Origin of the sequence: Streptomyces sp. Y7 (assembly GCF_043195415.1) — a bacterium.
Classification (GTDB): Bacteria; Actinomycetota; Actinomycetes; order Streptomycetales; family Streptomycetaceae; genus Streptomyces.
Genome location: NZ_JBIDDQ010000001.1, coordinates 323,988 through 350,840, shown reverse-complemented (window position 1 = coordinate 350,840; position 26,853 = coordinate 323,988). Strand labels below are relative to the sequence as shown.

At 71.4% G+C, this 26,853-nt stretch carries 24 protein-coding genes; 22 read left to right on the top strand and 2 right to left on the bottom strand.

Features of this window, described 5'->3' with window-relative positions; all coding sequences use genetic code 11:
• Nucleotides 1-63: 63 nt before the first annotated feature.
• The 6 genes from ACGFW6_RS01465 to ACGFW6_RS01440 all read left to right on the top strand — a co-directional run bounded on the left by ACGFW6_RS01465 (nucleotide 64) and on the right by ACGFW6_RS01440 (nucleotide 9,197).
• Nucleotides 64-939: a TauD/TfdA dioxygenase family protein gene (locus ACGFW6_RS01465; protein WP_393505038.1), complete on the top strand. Its 876-nt coding sequence runs from the start codon at nucleotides 64-66 to the stop codon at nucleotides 937-939.
• A 109-nt stretch (nucleotides 940-1,048) separates the two neighbouring features.
• Complete coding sequence (locus tag ACGFW6_RS01460) at nucleotides 1,049-2,479, top strand: MFS transporter (protein ID WP_393503239.1); 1,431 nt, start codon at nucleotides 1,049-1,051, stop codon at nucleotides 2,477-2,479.
• Nucleotides 2,480-2,577: 98 nt separating this feature from the next.
• On the top strand, nucleotides 2,578-4,290 hold the full coding sequence (locus ACGFW6_RS01455; RefSeq protein ID WP_393503237.1) for an aldehyde dehydrogenase family protein: 1,713 nt from the start codon (nucleotides 2,578-2,580) through the stop codon (nucleotides 4,288-4,290).
• Nucleotides 4,291-4,523: 233 nt separating this feature from the next.
• On the top strand, nucleotides 4,524-5,213 hold the full coding sequence (locus ACGFW6_RS01450) for an alpha/beta fold hydrolase (RefSeq protein WP_393503235.1): 690 nt from the start codon (nucleotides 4,524-4,526) through the stop codon (nucleotides 5,211-5,213).
• A 214-nt stretch (nucleotides 5,214-5,427) separates the two neighbouring features.
• Nucleotides 5,428-8,214, top strand: coding sequence for an AAA family ATPase (locus ACGFW6_RS01445; RefSeq protein ID WP_393503233.1), 2,787 nt, complete (start codon nucleotides 5,428-5,430; stop codon nucleotides 8,212-8,214).
• A 95-nt stretch (nucleotides 8,215-8,309) separates the two neighbouring features.
• Entirely contained in the window at nucleotides 8,310-9,197 is an 888-nt protein-coding gene (locus ACGFW6_RS01440; RefSeq protein WP_393503231.1) for an SDR family NAD(P)-dependent oxidoreductase, read from the top strand.
• A gap of 127 nt (nucleotides 9,198-9,324) precedes the next feature.
• Here the strand turns inward: ACGFW6_RS01440 and ACGFW6_RS01435 are convergent, their stop codons facing one another.
• Nucleotides 9,325-9,729: a cupin domain-containing protein gene (locus tag ACGFW6_RS01435; protein ID WP_393503229.1), complete on the bottom strand. Its 405-nt coding sequence runs from the start codon at nucleotides 9,727-9,729 to the stop codon at nucleotides 9,325-9,327.
• 243 nt (nucleotides 9,730-9,972) lie between these two features.
• Here ACGFW6_RS01435 and ACGFW6_RS01430 point away from each other — a divergent pair, with 243 nt between their 5' ends.
• From ACGFW6_RS01430 to ACGFW6_RS01375, 12 genes are all read left to right on the top strand, one after another.
• Nucleotides 9,973-10,536, top strand: coding sequence for a carboxymuconolactone decarboxylase family protein (locus ACGFW6_RS01430; RefSeq protein WP_393503227.1), 564 nt, complete (start codon nucleotides 9,973-9,975; stop codon nucleotides 10,534-10,536).
• A 38-nt stretch (nucleotides 10,537-10,574) separates the two neighbouring features.
• Nucleotides 10,575-12,104: a sugar ABC transporter ATP-binding protein gene (locus ACGFW6_RS01425; protein WP_393503225.1), complete on the top strand. Its 1,530-nt coding sequence runs from the start codon at nucleotides 10,575-10,577 to the stop codon at nucleotides 12,102-12,104.
• Complete coding sequence (locus tag ACGFW6_RS01420) at nucleotides 12,101-13,120, top strand: ABC transporter permease (protein WP_393503223.1); 1,020 nt, start codon at nucleotides 12,101-12,103, stop codon at nucleotides 13,118-13,120. Before ACGFW6_RS01425 ends, ACGFW6_RS01420 begins: the two co-directional genes overlap by 4 nt.
• 45 nt (nucleotides 13,121-13,165) lie before the next feature.
• Nucleotides 13,166-14,125, top strand: a complete 960-nt coding sequence (locus ACGFW6_RS01415) for a sugar ABC transporter substrate-binding protein (RefSeq protein ID WP_393503221.1) — start codon at nucleotides 13,166-13,168, stop codon at nucleotides 14,123-14,125.
• A gap of 28 nt (nucleotides 14,126-14,153) precedes the next feature.
• Nucleotides 14,154-15,065: a LysR family transcriptional regulator gene (locus ACGFW6_RS01410; protein ID WP_393503220.1), complete on the top strand. Its 912-nt coding sequence runs from the start codon at nucleotides 14,154-14,156 to the stop codon at nucleotides 15,063-15,065.
• A 99-nt stretch (nucleotides 15,066-15,164) separates the two neighbouring features.
• The gene (locus tag ACGFW6_RS01405) at nucleotides 15,165-16,082 is read left to right on the top strand and encodes a VOC family protein (RefSeq protein WP_393503218.1); all 918 of its coding nucleotides are present in this window, start codon (nucleotides 15,165-15,167) and stop codon (nucleotides 16,080-16,082) included.
• Nucleotides 16,083-16,101: 19 nt separating this feature from the next.
• Nucleotides 16,102-17,550, top strand: a complete 1,449-nt coding sequence (locus ACGFW6_RS01400; protein WP_393503216.1) for an NAD-dependent succinate-semialdehyde dehydrogenase — start codon at nucleotides 16,102-16,104, stop codon at nucleotides 17,548-17,550.
• Nucleotides 17,547-18,311, top strand: coding sequence for a fumarylacetoacetate hydrolase family protein (locus ACGFW6_RS01395; RefSeq protein WP_393503214.1), 765 nt, complete (start codon nucleotides 17,547-17,549; stop codon nucleotides 18,309-18,311). Before ACGFW6_RS01400 ends, ACGFW6_RS01395 begins: the two co-directional genes overlap by 4 nt.
• Nucleotides 18,308-18,679, top strand: coding sequence for a VOC family protein (locus tag ACGFW6_RS01390; RefSeq protein ID WP_393503212.1), 372 nt, complete (start codon nucleotides 18,308-18,310; stop codon nucleotides 18,677-18,679). The genes ACGFW6_RS01395 and ACGFW6_RS01390 overlap by 4 nt, the downstream gene beginning before the upstream one ends.
• Before the next feature lie 25 nt (nucleotides 18,680-18,704).
• Nucleotides 18,705-19,490, top strand: coding sequence for an alpha/beta fold hydrolase (locus ACGFW6_RS01385; RefSeq protein ID WP_393503210.1), 786 nt, complete (start codon nucleotides 18,705-18,707; stop codon nucleotides 19,488-19,490).
• Nucleotides 19,487-19,987, top strand: a complete 501-nt coding sequence (locus ACGFW6_RS01380; protein ID WP_393503208.1) for a heme-binding protein — start codon at nucleotides 19,487-19,489, stop codon at nucleotides 19,985-19,987. Before ACGFW6_RS01385 ends, ACGFW6_RS01380 begins: the two co-directional genes overlap by 4 nt.
• Before the next feature lie 3 nt (nucleotides 19,988-19,990).
• A complete protein-coding gene (locus ACGFW6_RS01375; protein ID WP_393503206.1) occupies nucleotides 19,991-20,989 on the top strand; it encodes a methionine synthase II (cobalamin-independent)-like protein in 999 nt (332 codons plus the stop codon).
• Nucleotides 20,990-20,998: 9 nt separating this feature from the next.
• On the opposite strand, the gene ACGFW6_RS01370 is transcribed toward ACGFW6_RS01375, so the two are convergent.
• Nucleotides 20,999-21,286 (bottom strand): putative quinol monooxygenase, encoded by a 288-nt coding sequence (locus tag ACGFW6_RS01370; protein ID WP_393503204.1) that lies wholly within the window; start codon nucleotides 21,284-21,286, stop codon nucleotides 20,999-21,001.
• Nucleotides 21,287-21,466: 180 nt separating this feature from the next.
• Here ACGFW6_RS01370 and ACGFW6_RS01365 point away from each other — a divergent pair, with 180 nt between their 5' ends.
• The 4 genes from ACGFW6_RS01365 to ACGFW6_RS01350 all read left to right on the top strand — a co-directional run bounded on the left by ACGFW6_RS01365 (nucleotide 21,467) and on the right by ACGFW6_RS01350 (nucleotide 26,843).
• Complete coding sequence (locus ACGFW6_RS01365) at nucleotides 21,467-22,912, top strand: aldehyde dehydrogenase family protein (protein ID WP_393503202.1); 1,446 nt, start codon at nucleotides 21,467-21,469, stop codon at nucleotides 22,910-22,912.
• Complete coding sequence (lhgO, locus tag ACGFW6_RS01360; protein ID WP_393503200.1) at nucleotides 22,905-24,116, top strand: L-2-hydroxyglutarate oxidase; 1,212 nt, start codon at nucleotides 22,905-22,907, stop codon at nucleotides 24,114-24,116. The genes ACGFW6_RS01365 and lhgO overlap by 8 nt, the downstream gene beginning before the upstream one ends.
• Before the next feature lie 113 nt (nucleotides 24,117-24,229).
• Nucleotides 24,230-25,114: an amidohydrolase family protein gene (locus ACGFW6_RS01355; protein ID WP_393503199.1), complete on the top strand. Its 885-nt coding sequence runs from the start codon at nucleotides 24,230-24,232 to the stop codon at nucleotides 25,112-25,114.
• 10 nt (nucleotides 25,115-25,124) lie between these two features.
• The gene (locus tag ACGFW6_RS01350; protein WP_393503197.1) at nucleotides 25,125-26,843 is read left to right on the top strand and encodes a thiamine pyrophosphate-dependent enzyme; all 1,719 of its coding nucleotides are present in this window, start codon (nucleotides 25,125-25,127) and stop codon (nucleotides 26,841-26,843) included.
• The last annotated feature ends 10 nt before the right edge of the window (nucleotides 26,844-26,853 follow it).

Here is a 26,853-nt window from a genome sequence, read left to right as displayed (position 1 = left end):
GCCGTGCGCCATGTCGAGACCGCCCCCGTCGAGAACCCCAGGCCCGTCCTGGACAAGCCCCTCATGCACTACGGAAGCCGGGTCCTGGACCGGCTCGCCCCCGGTACCGAGCCCTCCGCGTACGAACTGGTGGAGATCAACCCGCTCACCCCGCACTTCGGTGCCGTGCTCGGCGGCGTGGACCTGACCCGCCCGATCGGCGCCGAGCTCGCCGACGAGCTGAGGCAGGCGCTCCTGGAGTGGAAGGTGATCTACTTCCGCAACCAGACCGGCTTCACCGCCGAACACCAGCTCGCGCTCTCCGCACTCTGGGGCCCGCCTGAGCCGAACCCCTTCTTCCCGAAGACCGAGACCGTCGGCGTCTCCCGGCTCGCCAAGGACGCGAAGGCCGCTGGCAACAAGAACATCTGGCACAGCGACCACTCCTTCATGCCCAACCCGGCACTCGGTTCGGTCCTGCGCGCCGTCGAGGTACCGGCCGCCGGCGGCGACACGATGTGGGCGGACATGGCGGCGGCCTACGACAACCTGCCCGCCGACATGAAGGAGCGGATCGAGGACCTCACTGCGGTCCACGACTGGGAGCCCAGCTGGGGCGCCCTGATGAACGACGAGCAGAAGGCCACGTTCCGCAAGCAGTGGCCGAAGGTCGAGCACCCCGTCGTGGTCCGCCATCCGCGCAGCGGCCGAAGGACCCTGTACGTCAACGAGCCGTTCACCACCCGCATCAAGGGCCTGTCCGACGCGGAGAGCCGTGAACTGCTCGACATCCTGGTTCTCCAGGCGCGCATCCCCGAGTACCAGGTCCGCTTCCACTGGGAGCCCGGCTCCATCGCCGTCTGGGACAACATCGCCACCCAGCACTACGCGATCAACGACTACTACCCGCGCCGTCGCGTGATGGAGCGCATCGCCATCGCGGGAGTCCCTCTGTCCTGAACCTGCCGGGATGGGCCTGTGCCTCGCCCGACGGCCGGGTCGGGCCCGTCCGTACCTCCCCAACAGCCGCACGGCACAAGGCCGTCGTCCCACACCCACAGGAGCACCCATGTCCGCGGTACCCACCGCGCCCCAGCAGTCCGCCGGGACCGCCCGGGCCCCCGGCAGCAGCGTCCGCGCCTGGACGGTGACCGCGCTGCTCGTGGTCTTCATGATGGTCAACTTCGCGGACAAGTCCGTCCTGGGTCTGGCCGCCGACGAGATCCGCGCCGACCTCGGCCTGAGCGCCACTCAGTTCGGCCTGGCCAACAGCGCGTTCTTTCTGCTCTTCTCCGTCGCCGCGGTCGTCGTCGGACTGGCGGCCGACCGGCTGTCGACGAAGATGCTGCTCCTCGTGATGGCCGTTCTGTGGTCCGTGGCCCAGGTGCCGGCCGCGATCGGCGGTGGTCTCGCGGTGCTGGTCGTCTCCCGAGTCCTCCTCGGCGCGTCGGAAGGGCCCGCGTTCCCCGTCGCCCAGCAGGCCACCCTGGCCTGGTTCCCCAACCACCGGCGCAATCTGCCCGGCGCGCTGATCACGCTGGGGGTCACCCTCGGGGTCATCGTCTCCGCGCCGGGACTGTCCTGGGTGATCCAGAATCACGGGTGGCGCGCGGCCCTGTGGGTGCTCGCAGCTGTGGGGCTCGTGTGGGCCGTGGCATGGGCGGCGCTCGGCGCGGATGGCAGGCATGCCGTCGGTAGAGGGGGCGCCGACGGGGGACACGCGGGTGGCGGGGTGGACTCCGAGGGTGGACACGCGGGTGGCGGGGTGGTGGGCTCCGACGGCCGGCACGCGGTTGGCGGGGTGGACGCCTGTGGTCGGCACGCGGGTGGCGCGGCGGACGCCGAACGTCACATGAAGCGACGCTTCGACGCGCCGTACAAAAGGATCTTCGCCACCCGCACCTGGATCGGTGTCACCCTCGCCTACTTCACCAGCTACTGGGCCGTGGCCCTGATGCTGGTCTGGCTGCCCTCCTACCTGCGCAACGCCCTCGGCTACTCGGCCGGCGAGGCGTCCACCGTCCTCGTGGCCCCCTGGGTCATCGGCGCCCTCACGCTCCTCACGCAGGCCGGGATCACCGGACGGCTGATGCGCCGCGGCGTCGGCAGCCGCCGCGCCCGAGGCTGGGTGGGCGGCTGGCTGCTCACCCTCGGCGCGGCCTGCTGTCTGGCCCTGCCTCTCGTCGACGGTCCGACGGCGAAGACGGTGCTGGTCGCCTTCGGCTTCGGCCTCGGCGGCTCGTACGCGACGATCGCCGCGACCACGGTCGCCGAACTCGCCCCGCCGTCGCGCAGCGGCGGCGCGCTGGGCACCATGAACGCCGTGGTGACGGCGGCGGGACTCGCCGCGCCCGCGATCGTCGGCGCCCTCGTCGACGCCCAGGGCAACGACGGCTACCAGAGCGCCGTGCTGCTGTCCGGACTGCTCCTGGCCGTAGGGGCCGCAGCGTCCTTCGTCCTCGTCGACCCGGGCCGGGACATCGCCCGGCTGAACGGTTGAACGGCTGAACGCTCCGCACGGGGCCGCCTGTCCCTGCGCAGCGACAGGCCCGCCGCTTCCCCTCCCCAACCAACACCGCCCACCACAGGAGTTGACCTTTGAGCACCGCGCCCGCCCTCGACACCGCCCCCCTCGATCTCGCCCTGGCCGACCTGCGCGCGCACGCCGAGGACTGGACCGGCACGCCACTGACGGAACGGATCGCTCTGCTGGAGCGGATGCTGCCACGCATCGCCGACGGCGCGTCCGCCATGGTCGCCGACGCCGCCCGCGCCAAGGGCTATGCCTCCGCGTCCGGCTGGGCCGCCGAGGACTGGGCGGCCGCGCCCTGGGCGCTGGCCCAGACCGTGCGGGCCTACCTCCATGTGCTGCGCAGGATCGCCGGCGGGCACGACCCGATCCCGGCCAGGGCAGTCCGTGAACGGGACGGCCGTACCGTGATCGACGTCTTCCCCGTGACCGTGTCGGACCGTCTGCTGCTCAACGGCTTCACCGCACAGGTGTGGACCCTGCCCGGCACGACGCCGGAGCAGGCACGGGCCCGAGCGGCGCAGGTGTACCGGGGACAGCGACCGGGCCCGGCCGTCGGACTGGTGCTCGGCGCGGGGAACGTCGCGGCGATCACACCGCTCGACGTCCTGCACAAGCTGTACGCGGATGGACAGGTCGTCCTCGCCAAGATGAACCCGGTGAACTCATACCTCCGCCCGCATTTCGAGAAGGTCTTCGGGGAGTTCGTGGACCGTGGCTGGGTCCGTTTCGTCGACGGCGGTGCACAGGAGGGCGCGTATCTCACCACCCACGACGGCGTCGACACCCTCCACGTCACCGGCAGCGAGCGCACGCACGACGCCATCGTCTGGGGAACGGACGAGCGGGCCGACGAGCGCCGTCGGGAGAACACCCCGCGCATCGACAAACCCTTCACCAGCGAGCTGGGCGGCGTCAGCCCGTGCATCGTGACGCCGGGCCCATGGAGCGCGGCCGACCTCCGCTATCAGGCCGAACACATCGTGACCAGCAAGCTGAACAACTCCGGCCACAACTGCGTCGCGACACAGGTCCTCATCGTGCCGCGCGACTGGGACGGCACGGAACGGCTGCTCGCCGAGATCCGCCGGCTGCTGCGCGACCTGCCGCCGCGCGCCGACTACTACCCGGGCGCGGCCGACCGCCTCGACGCGATGGCGCGGGCACACCCGCAGGCCGCGACCTCGGGCGACGGGCACCGCCGTCTTCTCGTGCCCGACATCACCGACCCCGACGACCCGATGCTCACGGACGAGGTGTTCGCCGGCGCCCTGGGAGTCGTACGACTGCCTGGCGCCGACACACCCGAATTCCTGCGCGCGGCAACGGAGTTCGCCAACGACAGGCTGCCCGGCACCCTCGGTGCGACGCTGCTGGTCCACCCCCGGACCGAACGCGCCCACCGCACCGCCGTGAACGAGGCCGTCACCGCACTCCGCTACGGCACCCTCGGCGTCAACTGCTGGTCGGCGTTCGGCTTCCTGCTCGGCTACACGCCGTGGGGCGCGTACCCGGGACACACGCGTCAGGCGATCGGCAGCGGCATCGGGTTCGTGCACAACGCCTTCATGCTGCGGGACGTGGAGAAGACCGTGCTACGAGCCCCGTTCGCGCCCGCCCCACGTGGCCTGTTCACCCGCTCTCCCTCCCTCTCACCCCGCCCGCCGTACTTCGTCACCCACCGCACGGGCCACACGACGATGCGACGCCTCACCGCCTACACGGCGGCACCGACGCCCGCCAAGCTGCCCGGCATCTTCCTCTCGGCCCTGCGCGGCTGACGGGCTGCGCCCGCGCGGCGGCTTGGCACACCGGCGACGTGGCCGGTCACCGGAGGCTTCCCTCGGCCTCCGCCGGGAGTGCCGGCCCCTTCCCCGTCCGTCTCGGAGGCCCGCTCGGAGCTACGTCAAATAACGGAAGCCGGGGCAACCGCGGCGTTCCTATCGTTCCGCACCAAGGCCGCACCTGCCGCAACAAGGCGGCATCTGCGGGCCTGAGGAAGACGGGAGGAACGATGAGCGACAACGCGCCGCGCGGGAACGTCGTCCTGGTCCACGGAGGCTTCGTGGACGGCTCCGGCTGGCAGGGGGTGTACGAGGCGCTGAGGCGCGACGGCTACCACGTGTCCGTCGTCCAGAACCCCACGCTGTCGCTGGACGGCGACGTGGCCGCGACCCGGCAGGTCATCGACGCGCAGCGGGGGCCGGTGATCCTGGTCGGCCACTCGTACGGCGGGGTCGTGGTGACCGAGGCCGGCAACCACGAGAAGGTGACCTCGCTGGTGTACATCGCCGCGTTCGCCCCCGACAAGGGTGAGTCGGTGAACACGCTGATCGCCGACCCGCCGCCCGGAGCGGCGGTGCCGCCGATTCTGCCGCCGGTCGACGGGTTCCTGCACCTGGACCGGGACAGGTTCGCCGACGCGTTCGCGGGCGACCTGCCCCTCGCACAGGCCGAGTTCCTCGCCGACTCGCAGGTTCCCTGGGGACTGGACGCGGCGGGCGGCGCGGTCTCGACACCGGCCTGGCGCACCAAGCCCTCGTGGTACCTGGTCGCCACCGACGACCGCATGATCCCGCCACCCGCGCAGCGGGCGATGGCCGAGCGCATCGGCGCCCGCACCGTCGAGGCCAAGGGGAGCCACGCGATCTACCTCTCGCAGCCGGCGGCCGTAGCCGACCTGATCAGGCAAGCGGCCGGCTGACACACGCGGACTCCGCTGCGCGCGCCGTCCGGCCGGCGGCGCGCGCAGCGGCCACGAGCAGGCCGACGCGCCCATGCGGTGGCCGCCCGCAGACCCCGACATCCCGAACGGTGCCCGTCCATTTCGTCTCAGGGATCAACACCGCGGTTCCACCGGACACTCTGCAACGGTCCGGGACATGGCGACTCGACCGTACTGAAGGTTGACTTGAGACATGGACACATCCCTGGTCGGCCGCGAGAACGACCTGACGAGGCTCGCGGAGTTCCTGGCCGACGTTCGCCGCGTCGGCGCGGCCGTGATGGTGCTGGGGGAGCCGGGCGTCGGCAAGACGGCATTGCTCGGCGCGGTCGCCCGTCAGGCCGACTCCGCGGGGATGCGTGTGCTGCGGACAGCCGGAGTTCAGTACCGTGCCGAGGCCAGTTACGGCGCGCTCCGGCAGTTGCTGACCTCGACGCCGAAGGTCCGGACAGCCGCGGTGCGAAGCCCCGCTCTCGCCGCGGCGCTCGGCTTCGAGCACGGCACCGCGGCGCTCGCCGAACGAGGCAGCGGGCGCGGCTCGGTCCACGGGACCGGGCACGAAGCGGTCGCCGACGCGGTGGTGTCCCTGCTGGCGCAGGAATCCTGCGAGCGATCCACGCTCCTCGTCCTCGACGACGCGCAGTGGCTGGACCGGGCCAGCGCGGACATCCTGGCCCAGGTCGCCCGCCTCCTGGGCGCCGGCATCGGGATGATGGCCGCCGCCCGCGCCGGGCAGGAGAGTTTCTTCGACCACAGCGGGCTTCCGCTCCACGAGGTCGGTCCGCTCGACGAGGCCGCCGCCGAGGCCCTGCTGACCCGCCGTTTCCCGGCACTGGCCCCGCGGGTCAGGCGCCGCCTGATGGCCGACGCCGAAGGCAACCCGCTGGCGCTGCTGGAGCTTCCGACCACGCTCACCGGCCTCCAGCAGGCGGAATCGCACGCCCTGCCCCCGCGCCTGCCACTGACCCAGCGTCTTCAGTCCGCGTTCGCCTCGCGTATCACGGGGCTGCCCGCCGCCACCCGGCACCTGCTGCTCGTCGCGGCGCTGGAGGGCAGCGGCAACGCACACATCGTCCGCCGGGCCGTGGCGGACCGATGCGGCATGAAGCACTGGGCCGCTGCCGAACGGGTCCAGCTGGTCCACACCGACGAGATCACCGGGCGCCTGGAGTTCCGGCACTCGCTGATCCGCTCCGCCGTCGTGGAGCTGTCCACCGGCGAGCAGCGCCGCAGCGTGCACCGCGCGCTCGCGGAAGCGTGGACCGGCGTTCCGGAACAGCGTGCCTGGCACCTCGGCCGCGCCGCGGTCGAACCCGACGAACAGATCGCCGCCCTCCTCGAAGAAGTCGCCGAACTGAGCGCCGGACGCGGCGACGGACCCAGCGCCGTGGCGGCACTGGCCCGCGCGGCGGACCTGAGTCCGCACGGTTCCGCGCAGGCCCGCCGCCTGGCCAAGGCCGCGTATGTGGGCGCCACACTCACCGGGAACCTGCGCGACGTCCCCCGGCTGCTCGACCACGCCCGCCAGGCCGCTCCCGGCCCCGACTCCCTGCCGGCCGCCGTCGCCACGGCGATCCACCTGCTGAACAGCTACGGAGACATCGACACCGCGCACCGTGTGCTCAGCGGCGCGATAGCCCTGCAGGACACTCCGCACGACCCGAACGACACCACACTCCTCGACGCCATGTTCACCCTGCTGATGGTGTGCTTCTACGGCGGCCGAGCGGAACTGTGGCCGGCCTTCGACGAGGCGCTGTCGAACTTCCCGTCGCCGCCGGAGCTGCTGGAGGTGACCCGGGCCACCTTCGGCGACCCCGTGAGCGCTGGCCCCGCCGCCCTCGCCCGACTGGACGCCGCGATCGCAGCCGCGCTCAACGCGCCCGATCCGGTGCAGGCCGTGCGGGTCGGAATCGCCGCGTCGTGCGTGGACCGCCTCGGCCCGCTGGAAGCGCCACTGCGGCGCGTCGGCTACGGCGAACGTGCGGCCGACAACGTCTTCCCCGCCATCCAGGCGCTGGTTCTGTTCTGCCATCACGCCTGGTTCGCGGGACGGTGGGACGAACTGCGGAGCGCCGCCCGCGACGCGCTGGACCTGAGCGAGGAGTACCAGTACACCCTGCGCTCCTGGCCCGCGAAGTACCTCACGGCCAATGTGATCGCCGCGACCGGCGACTTCGAGGACGCGCGGCGTCTCGCCGACCGCATGGACCAGTGGGCCGGGTCCCGCCGCGCACACACCGTCCGCTGCTACGCCGCCCACGTCCGCACGCTGATCGCCCTGGGCCAGGGAGACTTCGAGGCGGCGTACCGGCACGTGACCGCCATCGCCCCGGCCGGATCGTTCCCGCCCTTCGTCAGGATGGCGCTGTGGGTCCTCCTGGACACCGTGGAAGCAGCCGTACGCTCCGGGCGCCGCGACCAGGCGCTACGGCACATCGGCGTCGCCCGTGCTGCCGGACTGCACCGAACCTCGGCGCGGCTGAACTTCGTCCTCCTCGGCGCCGACGCCCTGGCCGCCGGAAGCGACGAGGAGGCCGAACTGCGCTTCGACACCGCCCTGTCGGTCGAAGGCCGCGAACGCTGGCCGTTCGAGCTCGCCCGCATCCACCTCTACTACGGTGAGCGGCTGCGGCGCGGCCGTGCGCCGGCGCAGGCGCGCGGGCACCTGGAGACCGCCGTCCACACCTTCACCCGCCTCGGTGCGACACCCTGGGCCGACCGCGCGGCCAAGGAACTGCGCGCGTGCGGCAGCACGGTCCGAGGACCGGCCGCCGGATCCGAGAGCATCGCCCTGACCCCTCAGCAGCGGGAGATCGCGAGCCTCGCGGCGGCGGGACTGACCAACAAGCAAATCGGGGAACGGCTCTTCCTTTCGCCGCGGACCGTGTCCACGCACCTCTACCAGCTGTTCCCCAAACTCGGCATCAGCTCCCGGGCCGCCCTGCGGGATGCGTTGGAGTCGCTCGACCGACCCTGAGCATCCAGCATCCGAAAGGTCCATGACGTTTCCGCATACTGGCCATGCCTGACTTTCGTTGGACGCATGCCCAAGGGCTTCCTAGCGTGGCATGCATGAACGCTTCTCGTATCGCCCTCGTGACGGGCGCCAACCAAGGTCTCGGCCGTGCCCTCGTCGAAGGGCTGGCGGCCCGCATGGAGCCGGACGACCTGGTCCTGCTCACCGGCCGCAGTCACCAACGCGTGACGGACGCCGCCCGCGAGGTGGGCCGGCTGCCCGGCACCCGCGCACGCGTCGAGGGCCGGGTCCTGGACGTCACGGACCCCGACGCGGTCGGCAGCCTCGCCGAGGAGCTCCGGTCCCGGCACGGAGGCGTCGACGTCGTCATCTCCAACGCGGTCGCCCGGCTGCTGCCCGAGGAGTCGCAGGCGGCGCGGGCGGACGAGTTCATCGACGTCTCCAACACCGCCACGCACGCGATCCTGCGGTCCTTCGGCCCGGTGCTGCGCCCGGGCGGGCGGCTGCTCGTGGTGGCCAGCAGCCTGGGCACCCTGGGGCATCTCGACCCGCGGCTGCACCATCTGTTCGACCGGGCGAGCCTGGAGCAGGTCGAGTACGCCGTCGAGTCGTGGCGCAGCGCCATCCACAACCGGACCGCGCAGGAGGGAGGCTGGCCGGTCTGGCTGAACGTGCCCTCGAAGGTGGCTCAGGTCGCCGCGGTCCGGGCGGTCGCCGCGGAACGCCGCGAACGCGATCTAGCGACGGGCACGCTGATCGCCTCCGTGTGCCCCGGCATGGTCGACACCGCCACCTCGCGCCCCTGGTTCAGCGACTACAGCCACGCCCAGTCACCCGCCAAGGCCGCCGCGGCCGTGCTCGACCTGGTCCTCGCCGAACACGTCGATCCCGCCCTCTACGGCGAGTTGGTCCGCTTCGGCAAGGCCCTGACCTGGCGCGACGGCACACCCCCGGTGGAGCAGGACCGGATGCTCACCCCCTGAGCGCACGGCCCCTGCAACCAGCTCGACCTGAGCGCCGGCCCCCTGCACGGCGCCGCCCGGTACGCCGTGGACCCTGTCGCAGGCCCTGCTCGGAGAACGTACCCCGCAGGCATGGGAGCGGCACACCTCACCCCATCTGGTCCTCGGCCGAGAGATGCTCCACCGTTCGGCCGGTCTCCGTGAACGTCCGGGTCACATGGCCCGACGAGTACACCCACAGGATGCGCAGCGGCCGGTCGCCGGTGTTGCGGAACAGGTGGGGGACCGGGGAGGGGACGTAGGTGGTGTCGTACTGCTTCAGCTTCGTCACCTCGCCGTCCACGACCACCTCAGCCTCGCCCTCCAGGACGGTGACGTGCTCGTCGCAGTTGTGCGAGTGCAGCGGTGCCCCGGAGCCGACCGGATAGACGCTCATGCCGCTGGTGATCAGGTTCTCTCCGCCCGCGGACGGCGTGGTGATCAGCGGCGTCGTCACGACCGATCCGCCCCGGTCGAGCAGGGGCACGGACGCGGCCTTGATGATCGTGGTCATCCGGGGTTCCTCTCCGGTGTTCCGGCTTGTGTCGGTGCTGCGCCGAACGACGTTAGGTCGCCGCCCCGCGAACGGCTGCCCCCTGGAGTGCAGCTTTACCTTGCATTTCGAGGAGGGTGAGCTTCTCGGACCCGCCGGTACCGTCCTCTGGCACCGCACGGCTGATGGACCCGTGCCCGAACACGCCGGAGAGAAAAGGCAGGTATCGGCTACATGAGGCTCCCCGTACTCACTGATGAGGAAATGGATCCGCGGCAGCAGGAGCTGGCCGCCCGGATCGCCGGCCGCCGCGGTGCCGTACGCGGCCCGTTCCGGGTCTGGCTGCACAGCCCGGAGATGTGCGAACGGGCCGAATCCCTCGGCGCCTTCGCACGTTTCGACTGCAGTCTGCCGAAGCACCTGCGCGAGCTGAGCCTGCTCATGGCAGCGCGCCACTGGGACGCCCAGTACTCCTGGAACGCGCATGTGCGGCAGGCGATCGAGGCCGGGATACCGGAGGCCGCCGTCGACGCCATCGCCGAGAAGCGCGCGGCCGTCTTCGACGACGAACGGGACCGGGCGTTCTACCAGTTCTGCCACGAGATCCTGGAAGACCACTTCGTCTGCGACGACACCTTCGCCCTGGCGCTCGGTCACTTCGGTGCCAGAGGACTGGTCGACACCATCGGCGCGCTCGGCAACTTCACCATGCTCGGCATGTGTCTGAACGCCTTCCAGGTGGACCTCCAGGCCGACAGGCAGCCCCCCTTCCCGGACGTGCGCGGCTACGGGCGTGTCGTCCCCGGCACCGACCGGTCGCAGCCGTGACACCCCTCACGGACCGGCCCACCCCGGGAGATACCGCCGTGACGCCACCGACACCGACATCGCCACCGACACCGGCCCGGCCGCCGGCCGTCGTCCGCGTACGAGGTCTCACCAAGGCCTTCGGCGGGGCGGCCGCGCTGAAGGGAGTCGACCTCGATCTGCACCCCGGCGAGATCCACGCGCTGATGGGCATGAACGGCGCCGGCAAGTCCACGCTGGTGCAGATCCTCTCCGGAGTTCACCAGGCCGACGCGGGCACCATCGACGTCGACGGGCAGCGGCGCTCCGCACTGACCGTGCGTCAGGCCCGTCGGCTCGGCATCTCCTGTGTGCCGCAGCGCCGGGAGCTGGCCATGGGGCTGACCGTCGCCGAGAACATCCTGTTGGGCAGCCTGCCGACTCGCCGCGGCGCGGTGCACTGGAGGGCGGTCGGGTCCGAGGCGTACGCGGCGCTCTCCGGCCTCGGCATCGACATCGGCGTCGACCGGATCGCCGGCACGCTCACCGTCGCCGAGCAAACCATGGTGGAGGTGGCGCGCGAGGTACGACGCGGCGGCCGCGTCCTCATCCTCGACGAGCCGACCGCCTGCCTCAGCGCCGGGGACGCGAACCGGATCCGCTCCCTGGTGCGGACCCTGCGGGACGAGGGCGTGGCCGTCGTCTACATCTCGCACTACATCGACGAGGTCATGGCCGTCGCCGACCGCGTCACCGTCCTGCGGGACGGTGACCTCGTCCGCAGCGCACCCGCCGCCGACTGGGACCGGACCTCCCTCGTACGCGGCATGGTGGGCCGGGACGTCGTCTCCCGGCGCCCCGAACGCCCGGCGCCCAAGGCCGAAAGCGGGCTCACCGTCAGCGGGTTGAGCCACGGCCGGGCCATCCGGGACTTCCGCGTCGAGGTGCGGAAGGGCGAGATCGTCGCCGTCCTCGGACCCGCGGGGGACGCCCAGTCCCGGCTCTTCGACCTGCTGTCGGGACGCCGGCGCCCCGACGCGGGCGCACTGTATGTCGACGGCAGGCCCGTGCCCTTCGGCCGTGTCGCCGCCTCCCTCGCCAGCGGGCTGCGCTGCGTCACCGGCGACCGCCGCTCCCTGGGCCTGGTGCCCGGCCTGACCCTGGACGAGAACCTGATGCTCGCCGACGACCGCTTCACCCGGCGCAGGCTGCACCGCCGCCGTGAACTCGCCCGCCGGGCCGCCCCGTTGCGCCACACGTACGGCGTGGTCGCCCTCACCGGCAACCCGCCGGTCGGCGCCCTCTCCGGGGGCAACCAGCAGAAGGTCCTGCTCGGCAAATGGCTGGAGACCGAGCCGGTCGCGTGCTTCCTGGAGGACCCCACCAACGGAGTGGACGTCGCCGCCATGGCCGACATCCACACACTCCTCGACGACCTCGCCTCGCGCGGCGTCGCCGTACTGCTCGCCTCCTCGTCCGCCGAGGAGGTCATGCGCCTCGCCGACCGGGTCGTCGTCGTCAGCGCCGGACGCACGGTCGCCGAACACGACATCTCCGCCATCACCCGCGACGAACTCGTAGCGACCGCTTTCGGAGGTCAGCCCCAGTGAGCCTCAAGACCCCCTCCGCCGCGCCCGAGGCCGTGGGCGGCTCGACCGACCGGGCCACCGCGCACCGTCCGACGCCGAAGCGGCTGATGCACGCGCCGCACGGGGGACTGGTCGTGGTCCTCCTCCTGGTGGCCGTGTTCACCACCGTCCAGGCCGACTCCTTCACGACCTCGCAGAACCTGCTCAACGTCCTCCGGCAGATCAGCGTGACCGCGGTGATCGCCGGCGGTCTGACCCTGCTGATGACCTCAGGCGGCATGGACTTCTCCATGGGCAGCAACGCCGCCGTCACCCTGTCCGTGGCCGCGCAACTGCTGCACGACGGCTGGTCCACGCCCGTCACCGTCGTCCTCACGCTGCTCCTGGCCACGGTGATCGGCCTGGTCAACGGGCTGGTGGTCACCTTCACCCGGGTCGCCCCGTTCGTCGCCACCCTCGCCTCCGCGATGCTGCTGGACGGCGTCGCCCTGCTCGTCCTGAACGGCATGAGCGTCACCATCGGCGACACGATGTCAGGGCTCGGCAACTCCGACGTCCTGGGCGTCCCGTATCTGCTCGTCGTGGCGCTGCTCGTGCTCGTGGTGATCGGTCTGGCCATGCGGTTCACCACCTTCGGCCGTGACGCCTTCGCCATGGGCGGCAACGAGCACGTCGCCCGGCTCAGCGGCATCAACGTCGCCGGACGCAAGCTCGCCCTGTACGCCCTGGCCGGAGGGCTCGCGGGCCTGGCCGGGCTGATGCTGCTGTCCCGGCTCGGCGCCGCCGCCCCCAACACCGGTGGCCTGCAACTGCAGTTGACCGCCGTGGCGGCCGTCGTCATCGGCGGCACGTCCCTCGCGGGCGGCCACGGCACCGTCGTCGGGACCGCCCTCGGCGTGGTGCTGCTCGGCGTCGTCGCCAACGCCCTCAACCTGCTCCAGGTCAACAGCTACTACCAGTTCGTCGTGACCGGAGCGGTGCTGCTCGTCGCGGCGGTCATCAACGAGTTCCAGCGACGGTCGGTGCCCGGGCACTGAGGCCGCGGCCCCCTTTCTCCCACCCCTGCAGGAAAGGCGTACCCAATGAAGCCAACCCCTCCTTCCCGTCGTGCGGTCGTGGCCTCCCTCACGGCCACCGCGGCCCTGGTGCTCGCCGGCTGCGGCTCGGAATCCGACGGCGCCGGTGCCGCCGGTTCGGTCAGCCTCGGTTTCGTCAACGGCGCCAACACCCACTTCCACAGCTGTCTGCTCAAGGCGGTCGAGCAGGAGGCCGAGGCGGAGGGCGCGACGGTCTACTCGGCCAACTCCAAGCAGGACGCCGGGACCGAGTTGTCCAACATCGAGGACATGATCTCCCGGAGCGTCGACGCCCTGATCGTCCAGACCGTCAATGTCGACGCCCTCGACGGCGACATAGCCAAGGCCAGAGCCGCGGGGATCCCGATCTACCTGACCTCGGTGGCCACCAGCGACATGTCCGACGTGCTGGGCGCCGCCGTCGTCGATCTGAAGAAGGTCGGCGGCCTGGACGCGGGCTGGATCGAGAAGGACGCGGCAGGCAAGGACGTGACGGTCGGGATCGTCGCGGGCGCCCCGGGCGCCGCGTCCGACCTCCTCGTGGGCGGGTTCCAGGCTGCTCTGCCGGCCAACGCGAAGGTCGTCGCGAACCAGCCCGGCATGTTCAACCCGGCCAAGGCGCAGGACGTCGCCGAGAACATGATCCAGGCCCACCCCGATCTCGACTACGCCTTCGTCGCCAACGAGGAGATGGGGCTGGCCGTACGCAAGGCGTTCGACGCGGCAGGTGCCGAGGACGTCAAGATCGTGACCGTCAACGGCACGGAGGACGGGCTGGCCGCCGTCGAGGACGGCCGCTTCTCCGCCACCGTCGCCAACTCCGCCATGACGATCGGGCGGACCGCGGTGAAGAACGCGATCGGACTCCTCGATGACGACAAGAGTGTTGACAAAATCTCCGACATTCCTCTTGTGTTGGTGACCAAGGACAACGTGAGCGAGGCCCCTCAGTACTGCCCCCAGTAGGCGCCGGCTCGTAGTAGGCGGAGGAACCATGGATCGCTTGCTCCTGATGCACAGCTTCGTCACCGTCGCCCACGCGGGCAGCTTCAATCAGGCCGCCAAGAAGCTGGGCTCATCGGGATCGCTGGTGTCACGGCACGTCGCCGAACTGGAACGGCAGGTGGGCGTGCGTCTGGTCAACCGCACCGCGCGCTCGGTGAGCCTCACCGAACCCGGGCAGCGGTACGCCGAGTTCGCCGCCCGGATCCTCGACGAGATCGACGCGCAGGACGCCGCCATCGCCCAGCTCCACGACCGTGCCGAGGGCTCCCTCAGCATCATCTGCCCCAAATGGATCGGCAGTCTGGACCTGGGCGACGCGATCGCGGCATTCTCCGCCGCCCATCCGAAAATTCAGGTCCGATTCGAACTCGGTGGTATGTCGGACCGCACGTACGACTTCCTGGACGGCGGATTCGACGTTGCTTTCCATACCCGCGACCTGCGGGATTCCAGCGTCCGCCTGAAAAAGATCGCCTCCCTGCCGTTCGTGCTGTGCGCGTCGGAGGAGTACATCAAGCGGTGCGGCCCGCTCGGCCATCCCAACGACATCGCCGTGCACGACTGCCTGGTGCACGTCAACGACCCGGTGTGGCGCATCGGGCACGGCCACGCGAGCACCCTGCACAAGATCCGCAACATCGCCTTCTCGTCCAACTCGTACCTCGCCCTGCAGAAGGCGGCGGTCCACGGGCGGGGCATCGCGCTGATCCCGCAGCGTCCGGCGTACGACGACCTCGTCACGGGCGCGCTGCGGGTCCTGCTGCCCGAACTGCCCGTACCCGACCGCCCGCTGTACGCGATCCACGGACCGGGGCAGGACACGCCACGCAAGATCAGCGTGTTCCTGGAGTTCCTCGCCGAGTGGTTCTCCCACCATCCCATTCCGGCGATCCGGCGCTAGCCGCAAGAAACGATTGCGAACTCGGGCGGCCTCGGGCCGTTGAGACGCCCACGTTCCGATACCTACGCTCACCGGGCGACCCGGAAGAACGAGGAATTCATGGGAATCCAGCGAATAGAATCGGTCACCTACGCAATCGACGACCTCGACGCGTGCGTGCGGTTCTTCGGCGACTTCGGACTGTTCCTGCTGGAGCGCACCGACGAGCACGCCGTGTTCGAGACGCTCACCGGCCAGACGCTCCACCTGGACACCCGCCCCGACCCGCTGCTGCCGCCGCCGGTGGAGAAAGGCCCCACCCTGCGCGAGGTCGTCTGGGGCGTCGACACCCCGCAGGAGGTGGAGCGGCTCGCGGCCGAGGCGGGCAGGGACCGCGAGGTCCGCCTGAGCGCCGACGGCGTCCACCACACCGTGGACCGGACCGGCTTCGGAGTGGGACTCACCCTCGCCCGCCCGAAGCCCACGGCCCTCACGCGCAGGCCGGCCAACGCGCCGGGCGACGTGAAGCGCTGGAACACCCCCGTGCGGGCCATCACCCGCGTACGGCCCCTGCGCATGTGCCACGTGGCGCTCAACATCCCCGCACAGGGCAAGGACGAAGCCGTCGCCTTCTACACGCGGCGCCTCGGCTTCCGGCCCACCGACGTGGTCGAGCCCATGGGCGTGTTCATGCAGGCACCGGGCGACGACGACCAGCACACCATGCTGCTGTGCCACCGCCCCGACAAGGCCGGCGTCAACCACATCGCCTACGAGGTCCCCGGCTTCGACGACGTGGTGGAGGGCGGCAACCACATGATCGAGCAGGGCTGGCGCGAGGCACGCCGACTCGGCCGGCACACCCTCGGCTCCAACGTCTTCCGCTTCCTGCACGCGCCGTGCGGCGGACGCGTCGAGTACGCCGCCGACATGGACCGGGTCGACGACTCCTACGAGACACGCGTCCACGAGACGGCTCCGCCCCATCACATCTGGGCGCTGCGAACCAACCGCGACCAGGAAGCCCCCGCATCCTGACCCGAGAGGGCACCCACCCATGAGCACCGACCACGCCTACCCCGCCGTCCGCATGCACATCGCGGGCGAGTGGTGCCAGGGCGCCACCGGCCGTACCGCCCCGATCGTCAACCCGGCCACCGAGGAGGTGATCGGAGAGGTACCGCTCGCCGCCGTCGCCGACCTCGACCACGCCCTCGTCGCCGCTGCCGACGGGTTCGAGACCTGGCGTGCGCTCCCCATCGCCCGGCGCACGGCCATCCTGCACAAGGCCGCCGACCTGCTCACCGAACGCGCCGCCGACATCGGCCGCATCATGACCCTGGAGCAGGGCAAGCCCCTGGCGGAGGCGGTGGGGGAGGCCCGCCGCGTGGCCGACACGCTGCGCTGGCACGCCGACGACGCCCGCCGCGCCTACGGCCGCATCGTCCCCTCCGCCCCCGGGACCGTGCTGACGGTGCGTCGTGAACCGATCGGCCCCGTCGCGGCGTTCGTGCCGTGGAACTTCCCGGCCGGCGGCCCGATGCGGAAGATCTCCTCGGCTCTGTCCGCCGGCTGCTCCCTCGTCATCAAGGCGTCGGAGGAGACCCCGGCCACGGCCATGGAACTGGTGCGCTGCTTCGCCGACGCCGGACTGCCGGCCGGCGCGCTCAACCTCGTCCTCGGTGAACCGGCGGAGGTCTCCACCCACCTGATCGCGTCCGAGGTCACCCGCCTGATCGCCTTCACCGGCTCGGTCCCCGTCGGCAAGCTGCTCGCCGCCGAGGCCGGGAAGGTCATGAAGCCCTCGCTGATGGAACTGGGCGGCCACGCCCCGGTGATCGTGTGCGCGGACGCCGACCCGGTCACGGCCGCCCGCCGCTCGGCCGGGGCGAAGTTCGTGAACGCGGGCCAGGTCTGCACCTCACCCAGCCGCTTCCTCGTCCACGAGAGCCTGGTCGAGGAGTTCACCACCGCGTTCGTACGGGCCGCCGAGGAGGTCGTCGTCGGTGACGGCCTGGCGGACGGCACGACCATGGGGCCGCTCGCCAACGAGCGCCGGCTGAAGGCCGTGGAAGAGCTGACCGCCGACGCCGTCGCGCGCGGCGCGAAGGTCCTCACCGGCGTCGAACGCCCCGGCCGCGCCGGGTACTTCCACCCACCGACCGTCCTGACCGACGTACCGCCGGACGCCCGGCTGATGCATGAGGAGCCGTTCGGGCCGGTCGCTCCCATCGTGCCGTTCACCGATCTCGACGAGGCACTGCGGACGGCGAACGCACTGCCGTACGGACTGGCCGCGTACGGGTTCACCGACTCCGCGGCCACCGCCGAGCGGCTGGCCGGCGAGCTGGAGGCCGGGATCCTGTCCATCAACCACTGCGGCGGCTCGGTCCACGAGGCACCCTCCGGCGGGGTGAAGGACAGCGGCTACGGCCGGGAGGGCGGGCCGGAGGCGCTGGACGCCTACCTCGTCACCAAGCGCGTCTCCCATCTGCTGGCGTCATGAGGTACGCCCGTGTCCTGGTGAACGGCCGGGCCGCATGGGGGCGGGTGGGAGACCGGGACGTCGAGCTGCTGTCCGGGTCGCCGATCGACGGCCGGCCCACGGTGAACGGCGCGATCCCGCGCGCAACCGCCGTCTGGCTGCCGCCGGTCGTCCCACCCGTGTTCTACGCGGTCGGCATGAACTACCGGCGCCACATCGAGCACGCCGGTGCCGCCCTCCCGGACCGCCCCGAGGTCGGCTATCGCGCCAACAACGCGCTCACCGGCCACGGTTCCCCCATCGTCAGACCACGCGACGTCGAGGGCCGCTTCGAGGCCGAGCCCGAACTCGTCGCCGTCATCGGCCGTACGGTCCGGCGCGCTTCCCACGAGGAGGCACGCGCGTCCGTCTTCGGCTGGACCATCGGCAACGACGTCAGCGCCCGCGCCTGGCAGCACCGGGACAGGACGTTCTGGCGCAGCAAGAACAGCGACACCTTCAAACCGATGGGCCCCTGGATCGAGACGGACGTCGACGCCCTCGCGCAGAGGACCACCCTGCGGGTCAACGGGCAGGAGCGTGCCGCGTTCCCCACCGGCGACATGGTCTTCGACCCCTACGACCACATGGTCGAGATCACCAAGTACATCACCCTGCACCCCGGCGATGTCCTGTGGATGGGCGCGGAGGCGACCTGCCAGTTGGAGCCGGGGGACACCGTGGACGTCGAGATCAGCGGCATCGGCGTCCTCACCAATCCCGTCCAGGAGGCACCGGCATGAGCCGAGAACCGCGCTACATCCACCACGTCAACTTCCCCACCACCGACCCCGACCGGACCGCCGAGTGGTACTCCAGGGTCTTCGGGATGAAGCGGATCATGCCCAAGTCCAACACCCGCGTGGTGCTGATGACCCGGGGCACCTTCGACCTGCACTTCACGCCGGTCGAGGAGATGGAACGCATGGCGCCCTACCACTTCGCCGTCGAGGTAGACGACTGGGACGACTTCCTCCAGCACCTGCGGGAGCTCGGCATCCGCCACACCCGCCCGATCGAACGCCCCGAGAACCAGTCCAAGTTCTGCTACATCCACGACCCCGACCACACCATGATCGAACTCGTCCACCACGGCAAGCGCCCCCACTGACCCGCCCGACAGGAGTGCGTCCGTCATGCCCTACGCCGACTCCGACGGCACCCCCATCTACTACGAGCGCCACGGCAACGGTCCCGCGATCCTCTTCGTGCACGGCAGCGGTGGGCACCACGCCGCGTGGTGGCAGCAAGTGGCCGCACTGCGCGCGGAGTTCACCATCGTCACCATGGACCTGCGCGGCTTCGGCAGGTCGGACTCGTCCACGCCCGAGTTCGACGGCCAGGACTTCCCCGGCGACGTCGTCGCCGTCCTCGACGCCGAGGACCTCACCGACACCATGCTGGTGGGCCAGTCCATCGGCAGCGTGGCCGCCCTGGGCGCCGCCCTGCTGCGCCCCGAGCGCGTCACCTCGGTCGTCCTCGGCCATTCCCTCGGCGGGATCAGCCACCCGGAACTCAGGGAAATGGCGGCCGCCGACCGTGCCGAGGCCGTCAGACTGCCCGTCCTCGACCGGCTGCTCACCTCCGGGTTCCGGCGGGAGCGCCCGGACCTCACCTTCCTCTTCCAGCAGATGGGCACCTTCAACGTCGCCAGGATGGCCGACCTGCGCAACCTCGACACGGGCGGCCCCTCCCTGCAGGACATCCAGCAGGCGGGTGTCCAGGTGGCCTTCCTGGCCGGCGAGAAGGACGCGGTGCTCGGCGTGAAGACGGTGACCCGCGCTCACGAGCTGCTGCCCGGCTCTCACCTGGAGATCGTCCCGGGCGCCCCGCACTCCATGTACTGGGAGGCGCCGCAGCAGTACAACGCCGCGATCGCCCGCCTGCGCCGCACCCCGACCCCACCGAAGGAAGCAGTATGAGCAGCCTGAGTCTCGACGCCGCCGAGAAGATCATCGCCGCCGCCCACCAGCGCGCCCAGGCGGTCGGCAAGGCGGTGAGCGTCGCCGTGGTGGACGCGGGCGGCTTCCCCGTCGCCATCCGTCGCGCGGACGGCGCGCGCCCGCTCACCCCGGACATCGCCCGCGCCAAGGCGTACACCGCGGCCGTCATGCAGCGCCCCGGCAAGATGCTGAAGACATGGCAGGAGAGCCAGCCGGTCTTCTTCTCCCAGCTCTCCCAACTGCCCGGCGCCGCCCTGCCGATCATGGCCACCGAGGGCAGCGTCACCCTCAAGAAGCACGGCGAGATCCTCGGCGGCCTCGGCATCGCGGGCGGCACGGCGGACGAGGACCAGCAGATCGCCGAAGAGGCCCTCGCGTCCCTCGGGTACGAACTGGAGTTCGCCGCCTGGGGTGTGGCGGGCGGGCCGGCGTCCCCCGATGGCGTCGACCGGTTGACCACCGCCGGAAAGGACTGACTCATGGCCGACACGTTCAACTACCGCATCGACCACCACGGCAGTCTGGTCCGGCCGGCGGGCCTGTCGCTCGACGACCCCGCGGCCGTGACGGCGGCCGTGCGGGACGGGGTGGCGTACCAGCGCAAGCTGCGTTCCACGGTCGTCACCGACGGGGACTTCCCCCGTGCGGACTTCCGCGGCGCGGTCCTCGACGCGGTGTCGGGCTTTCGGCGTACGGACGAGACCGACGCCGACGGCCTGACCCGCTGGGTGGCGGAGTCGCTGCCCAAGGCGGACGGCCCACTGGTGGCCGACCGGACCGCGCAGCTCGCCGATCTGACGGTGATCGCCCGCAAGGTGTCCCTGCCGTCCCCGGCCTATCTGGCGGCGACCACGTACCGGCCCGGCCTCGGCCCGGCCTCCGCACGTGCCCTGGGCGAGGCCCTCGCGGAGATCATCCGTGCCGAGATCGCGGACCTGGTCGCGGAGGGCGTACGCCTGATCCAACTCAACAACCCTCTCCTGTTGGGTCTGTTGGCTGGCGAACATCCCGGCGAGCTGTCCTTCGAGGACGCGCTCGCGGTCGACGCGCTCGCGGTACGGGTGGACGACCGCCCCGACGGCGTCCGCATCGGCGTCTGCCCCGGCTGGACCGCCCCCACCGAGGTCGACCGCTCCCGCGCCGAGCGGATGTACGCCGGGATTCCGGCCGACCGCTGGATCCTGCCCTTCGCCACGGGTACCGAGGCCGAACTCGACCTGGTCCGCGCGCTGCCGGAGCACCGGGACGTGTGCCTCGGCGCCGTGGACGCGGCCGTGCCCGACCTGGAGGACATCGACACGGTGATGACCCGCGTCGACGCCGCCGCCGGGATCAAGGACATCGAGGACATGGCAGTGTCCCCTTCCCGGGGCTTCGCCGACGTGGCCACCCGGCCGCTGCTCAGCGCCGAGGACCAGCGGCGCAAGCTGGTCCTCGTGGAGACGATCGCCCGGTACTGCTGGGGCAACGAGTTCTGAGCCCGTTCCTCACAGCACCTCGGCGAAGGTGACCGTACGGTCCGTCAGCAGCGGCCGTACGGTCGCCACGATCAGCTCGTCGAAGTACGCGGCGGACGCGTGGGCGTCGAAGCCCGCCCGGTCCGCGTACACCTCGTACAACACGAATCCGCCCGGCCGTTCCGCCTCGGCGTGCACCTCGTACACGAGGTTCCCCGGCTCGGCGCGGGTCTGCTCGCGCATCTTCAGCAGCGCCGCGCGCACCGTCGCCTCGTCGGCGGGCCGGCAGCGGTAGTGGGCGAAGACGGCGTAGGCCATGCGGTGCCTCCAGCTGGCTCGTTCGGTCCGCTGATTCCAGCACGGATCATGCGCGCACCGGCCTGCGCGCGGTGCAAGCAATGGCTGCCCTCGGGGAGCTGGTGGGCCGCCCTCACATGGTGTGTCGTCGCATCCGGCCCGCACCACCCGCCCTCGCGGACGACGAAGGAAGTGATCTCCATGCGCACCCTGGAAACCCTCTCCGGCGGGGAGTGGGTGACGACCGGCGACTGGATCGACGTCCACGACCCGGCCGACGTCCGCAGCCCGTTCGCCCGTGTCCCCGACCTCGCCGCCAAGGACGTCACCCACGCATACGACCACGCGGCGCGCGCCTTCCCCGTCTGGAAGCGCACCAGCCCCTTCGAGCGCTCCCGGATCCTCACCGACGCCGCCCGCCTGATCAGGGAGCGCGCCGACGCCATCGCGGCCGACGTCACCGCAGAGAACGGCAAGACGTCCGCCGAGGCGCGCGGCGAAACCCTGAAAGCGGCCGACTTCCTCGACTACTACGCCGGACTGGCCCGGCAGGGCTACGGCACCCTCCTGCACGACGCCCGCCCGGACACCCGAACCCACACCCAGCGCGAACCGATCGGAGTGATCCTGGTGATCAGTCCGTGGAACGACCCACTGATCACCCCGGCCCGCAAGCTGGCCCCGCTGCTCGCGACGGGCAACACGGCCGTCCTCAAGCCGGCCGGCGAAACCCCGCTGTCCGGCCTGCACTTCGCCCGGGCCCTGCACGACGCGGGCCTGCCGGCCGGGGTCCTGAACGTGGTCACGGGCCGTACCGCCCGGATCGAGGCGGCGCTCCTCGACGATCCGCGTCTGGCCGGCGTCACCTTCACCGGCTCCAACGCGGTCGGCAACCGGATCCGCCGCCGTCTCGCCGACCGCAACGTCCGCTTCCAGGGCGAGCTGGGCGGCAAGAACGCCTCCGTCGTCCTGCGGGACGCCGACCTGCCGAGCGCCGCGAAGGCCGTGGTCGCCGCCTCCTTCGGACAGGCCGGGCAGCGGTGCACGGCCACCAGCCGGGTCGTCGTGGAGCGGCCCGTGTACGAGGAGTTCGTCCGGCTGCTGCTCGCCGAGGCCGAAGCGCTCAGGACCGGCCCGGGCAGCGACCCGGCGACCACCCTGTGCCCGCTGTCCGGCCCGAAGCAGCGGGACTTCGTGCTCGCCGAGCTGAACAGGGCCGTCGCTCAGGGCGCCACCGTTCTCACCGGCGGTGGTGCGGACACGGAGGGGGACCGCGCACACGGTTGCCACGTCCAGCCGACCGTGCTCGCCGACGTGACGCCGGAGGCGGCCGTCTGGCGGGAGGAGGTCTTCGGGCCGGTCCTCGCCCTTCGCGTGGTCGACGACTTCGCCTCCGCCGTCGAGGCGGTCAACGACTCGGACTTCGGGCTCGCCGCCGCCGTCTTCACCCGCGACCTCACACAGGCGTACCGCTTCGTCGACGAGGCCGAGTGCGGGCAGGTGGCCGTCAACACGACCACCACCGGCTGGGACGTCCATCTGCCCTTCGGCGGGTTCCACGACTCCGGGACCGCCTACAAGGAGCAGGGCGAGGAAGTCCTGCGCTTCTCCACCCGCGTCAAGACGGTGGCCGTCCACCATGGCTGACGAGACGGTCGGCATCGTCGGCGCCGGCATCCTGGGCCTGGCCACCGGCCGCGAGATCGCCCTGCGCCGCCCGGGCACGCGGGTGGTGGTGCTGGAGAAGGAACAGCGGGTCGCCGTCCACCAGACCGGTCACAACTCGGGGGTCGTGCACGCGGGGATCTACTACACGCCCGGCAGCCTCAAAGCCCGCCTGTGCACCAGGGGCATGGCCATGCTCCGCGAGTACTGCCAGGACCGGAAGCTGCCCTACGACGAGTGCGGCAAGCTCGTCGTCGCGGTCACCGACGAGGAAGTACCGCGCCTGGAGGCCCTGTTCACCAAGGCCCGGCAGAACAGGGTGCCCGGCGTGCGACGCGTCGACGCGGCGGCCATCCACGAGGTCGAACCCCACGCCGGCGGCAGCGCGGCCCTTCACTCCCCGCGCACCGCCATCACGGACTACACCGCCGTCGCCGCATCCTTCGCGCGGGACATCGAGGAGTCCGGGGGAGAGGTACGGCTGGGCTTCCCGGTCACCCGCGTCACCCGGCTCGCCTCGGGCGCCGTCGAGGCCGGCTCGGTCGCCGGGACGCTGAGGGCCGACCGGCTCGTGCTCTGCGCCGGTCTGCACAGCGACCGCGTCGCCGGGCTCGCCGACGACGGCGACGAACCGCGCATCGTGCCCTTCCGGGGCGAGTACATGACGGTGTCCCCGGAGAAGGCGCACATGGTGCGGGGCCTCATCTATCCCGTGCCGGACCCCCGCTACCCCTTTCTCGGCGTGCATTTCACCCGCCGGGTCGACGGCGAGGTGGAGGTCGGCCCGAACGCGGTCCTGGCCCTCTCCCGCGAGGGATACCGCCTGGGCGACATCGACGTGCGCGAGCTGGGACGCATGGCCGCCTTCCCGGGCCTTTGGCGGCTGGCGAGACGTCACTGGCGCACCGGCCTCAAGGAGATGCGCGGATCGCTCTCCGTGAGGGCCTACATGAAGGCGGCCCGGGCGTACGTGCCCGACATCGGCGCCCGTGACGTGCGGCGCGGCGGCGCCGGTGTCCGCGCCCAGGCCCTCGCCCGGGACGGCGCGCTCGTGGACGACTTCGCCGTCCACACGATCGGGGCCGTCACCGCCGTACGCAATGCGCCGTCACCCGCCGCGACCTCGTGCATGGCGATCGCCGAGCACATCGCCGACCTCGTCCTCGGTGACCCGTCCCGAACCTGAAACGCCCTGCGTGCAGGGGTGTTTCACGCAAGAACAGCTTGCGCTCCCGGATCTCTGCAAGCCCTCCCCGGCCCCCTAGCGTTCGTGCCACACCCCCGCCAGGACCCCTCCGAATGCCACGAGAGAGAGCTGACGCCATGTTCGTCGTCGACACCCAGATCCACATCTGGAAGGAAGAGACCCCGGACCGCCCCTGGGTCCCCGGTGCGCGGGAGCGCATCCGCCTCAACGGCCACCGGGAGGAGCCCTTCTCGTACGACGAGGCCCTGGAGCTGATGGACGAGGCCGGCGTCAACAGGGCGCTGATCCTGCCCCCTTCCTGGGAGGGCAACCGCATCGACTACTCCCTCGAAGCCTGCGAGGCCCACCCGGACCGCTTCGGCATCATGGCCCGCATCCCGCAGGACAACGAGGCCGAGGGCACCGCCATGCTCAAGGACTTCGCCCAGAACCCGCACGTCAAGGGCACCCGCCTCACCTTCCACCGGCCGCAGGACCGCAACTGGATGATCGACGGCACCAACGACTGGTACTGGCCGGTCGCCGAAGGGCTCGGCATCCCGACCATGGTCCACGCGCCCATCTGGAAGCGGGAGCTGGGCCAGATCGCCGCCCAGCACCCCGGGCTGAAGATCATCATCGACCACATGGGCATCATGGCCCGCTGCGTCGACGACGCCATCGGCTACTGGGTGCAGGAGACCGCCGATCTGCACACGCACCCCAACATCTACGTCAAGGTCTCGGCCCTGCCGGGCTACTCCACGCACCCCTTCCCGAACAAGAACATCGAGAAGTACGTGCGCGAGATGGTCGACCGGATGGGCCCGCGGCGCTGCTTCTACGGCACCGACATCACCCGGCTCCTCGGTCACGGCATCACCTACACCGACACCGTCGAACAGTTCACCAAGCACTGGGACTTCACGCCCGAGGAACTGGAATGGATCATGGGCCGCGGCATCTGCGAGGTCCTCGACTGGCCGATCGAGGGCTGAGGACGCCGACATGACGGACGGCACGAACACACCCCGCACCGACCGACGCGACGGGGGCGACGCCCTCGTGTCCGCCTTCGACGCCGCCGGCGCCGACTACCTCTTCTGCTGCTCGGGGTCCGAGTGGGCCCCGGTGTGGGAGTCCCTGGCCCGCCGCCACCGTGACGGCGAACCGGCGCCGCGGTACCTGGACCTCACCCACGAGACGGTCGCGGTCGGCATGGCCACCGGCTACGGCCTGCTCACCCGCCGCCCGCAGGGGGTGCTCCTGCACGCGGCACCCGGCCTGCTGCAGGGCTCGATGGCGGTGCACGGCGCCCTGCTGGCCGGCGTTGCGATGGTGGTCGCCTCCTCGGAGTCGGCCACGTACGGGGACGGCCCCGGCAAGGACCCCGGCGGGCAGTGGTACCGCAACCTGTCCGTCGTGGGCGGCCCGCACGGGATCGCGGGCCCGTTCACCAAGTGGGCCACCGAGGCGGCCGCCCTGCCTGTCCTGCCCGCGATGATCACGCGGGCGGCGGAACTGGCCCGGCGCGCCCCCGCGGGCCCCGCCTACCTCAACATCCCGCTGGAGATCCTGCTGGAGGAGTGGGACGGCAGGGAGCCCAAGCCCGTCGTCGGGCCCGGCTCCACGCACAGTTCGCCCGACGAGGTCGACGCGGTCGCCGGGATGATCCGCGAGTCGACGCACCCGGTGATCGTCACCGAGACGGCCGGCCGGGAGGAGGGCGGCTTCGAGGCGCTGCTCGCCTTCGCCGAGGCGTGGCAGATACCCGTCGTCGAGCCCGACTCGGCGGTGTGCGGCAACTTCCCGCGCTCGCATCCCCTGCACGCGGGAGGCGACATCGGCCCGTGGCTGGACGAGGCGGACCTGATCCTCCTCGTCAACTGCCGCGCCCCCTTCTACCCGCCCTCACGCCGCCCGGCCAGGGCGAAGGTCGTCGTGATCGACGAGGTGCCCCAGCGCCCGCACATCGTCCACCAAGTGCTGTTCGCCGACCGGTACTTGGAGGGCGGCGTCGCCAACACGCTGCGTCAGCTGACCAGGCGCCCCCAGGAACTGGACGTCGCGGCCGTCACCGCGCGGCGCGCGGCACAGGAGGAGCGGCACCGCGACGAGCAGGCCGCGATCGCCGCGGCCGAGGCCAGGGCGGCACGGGCCGAGGGCGTCGACCCGGTGCACGTCGCCGCGGCCCTGCGCGCCCTGCTCGACGGCCGGGACGCGATCGTCGTCGACGAGACCATCACCCACAGCCGCGTCGTCAAACGCCATCTGCGCACCGACGCGCCCGACTCCTACTTCTACGTCCAGGGCGGACTCGGCCAGGGCATCGCGGTAGCGCTCGGCACCAAACTCGCCGCCCGGCAGCGGCCGGTGGTGCTCACCATCGGCGACGGCGCCTTCGCGTACAACCCTGTCATCGCCTCGTACGACGCCGCCCGGGCCTACGACCTGCCACTGCTGATCGTGATCTTCAACAACCGTGCCTACAGGTCGATGAACCTCAACCACCGTCGCTTCTATCCGGACGGCGCGGCCGCCGGAACCGGCGAATGGCTCGGCACCGAACTGCACCGGCTGCCCCGACTCGCCGCGTTCGCCGAGCCCTTCGGCATGCACACCGAGACCGTCGACGCCCCGGAAACGCTCACGCCCGCCCTGGACCGCGCGCTCAAAGCGGTGGCCGACGGCACCACCGCCGTCGTCGACGTGCTCGTCACCCGCTGACTCAGGAGCC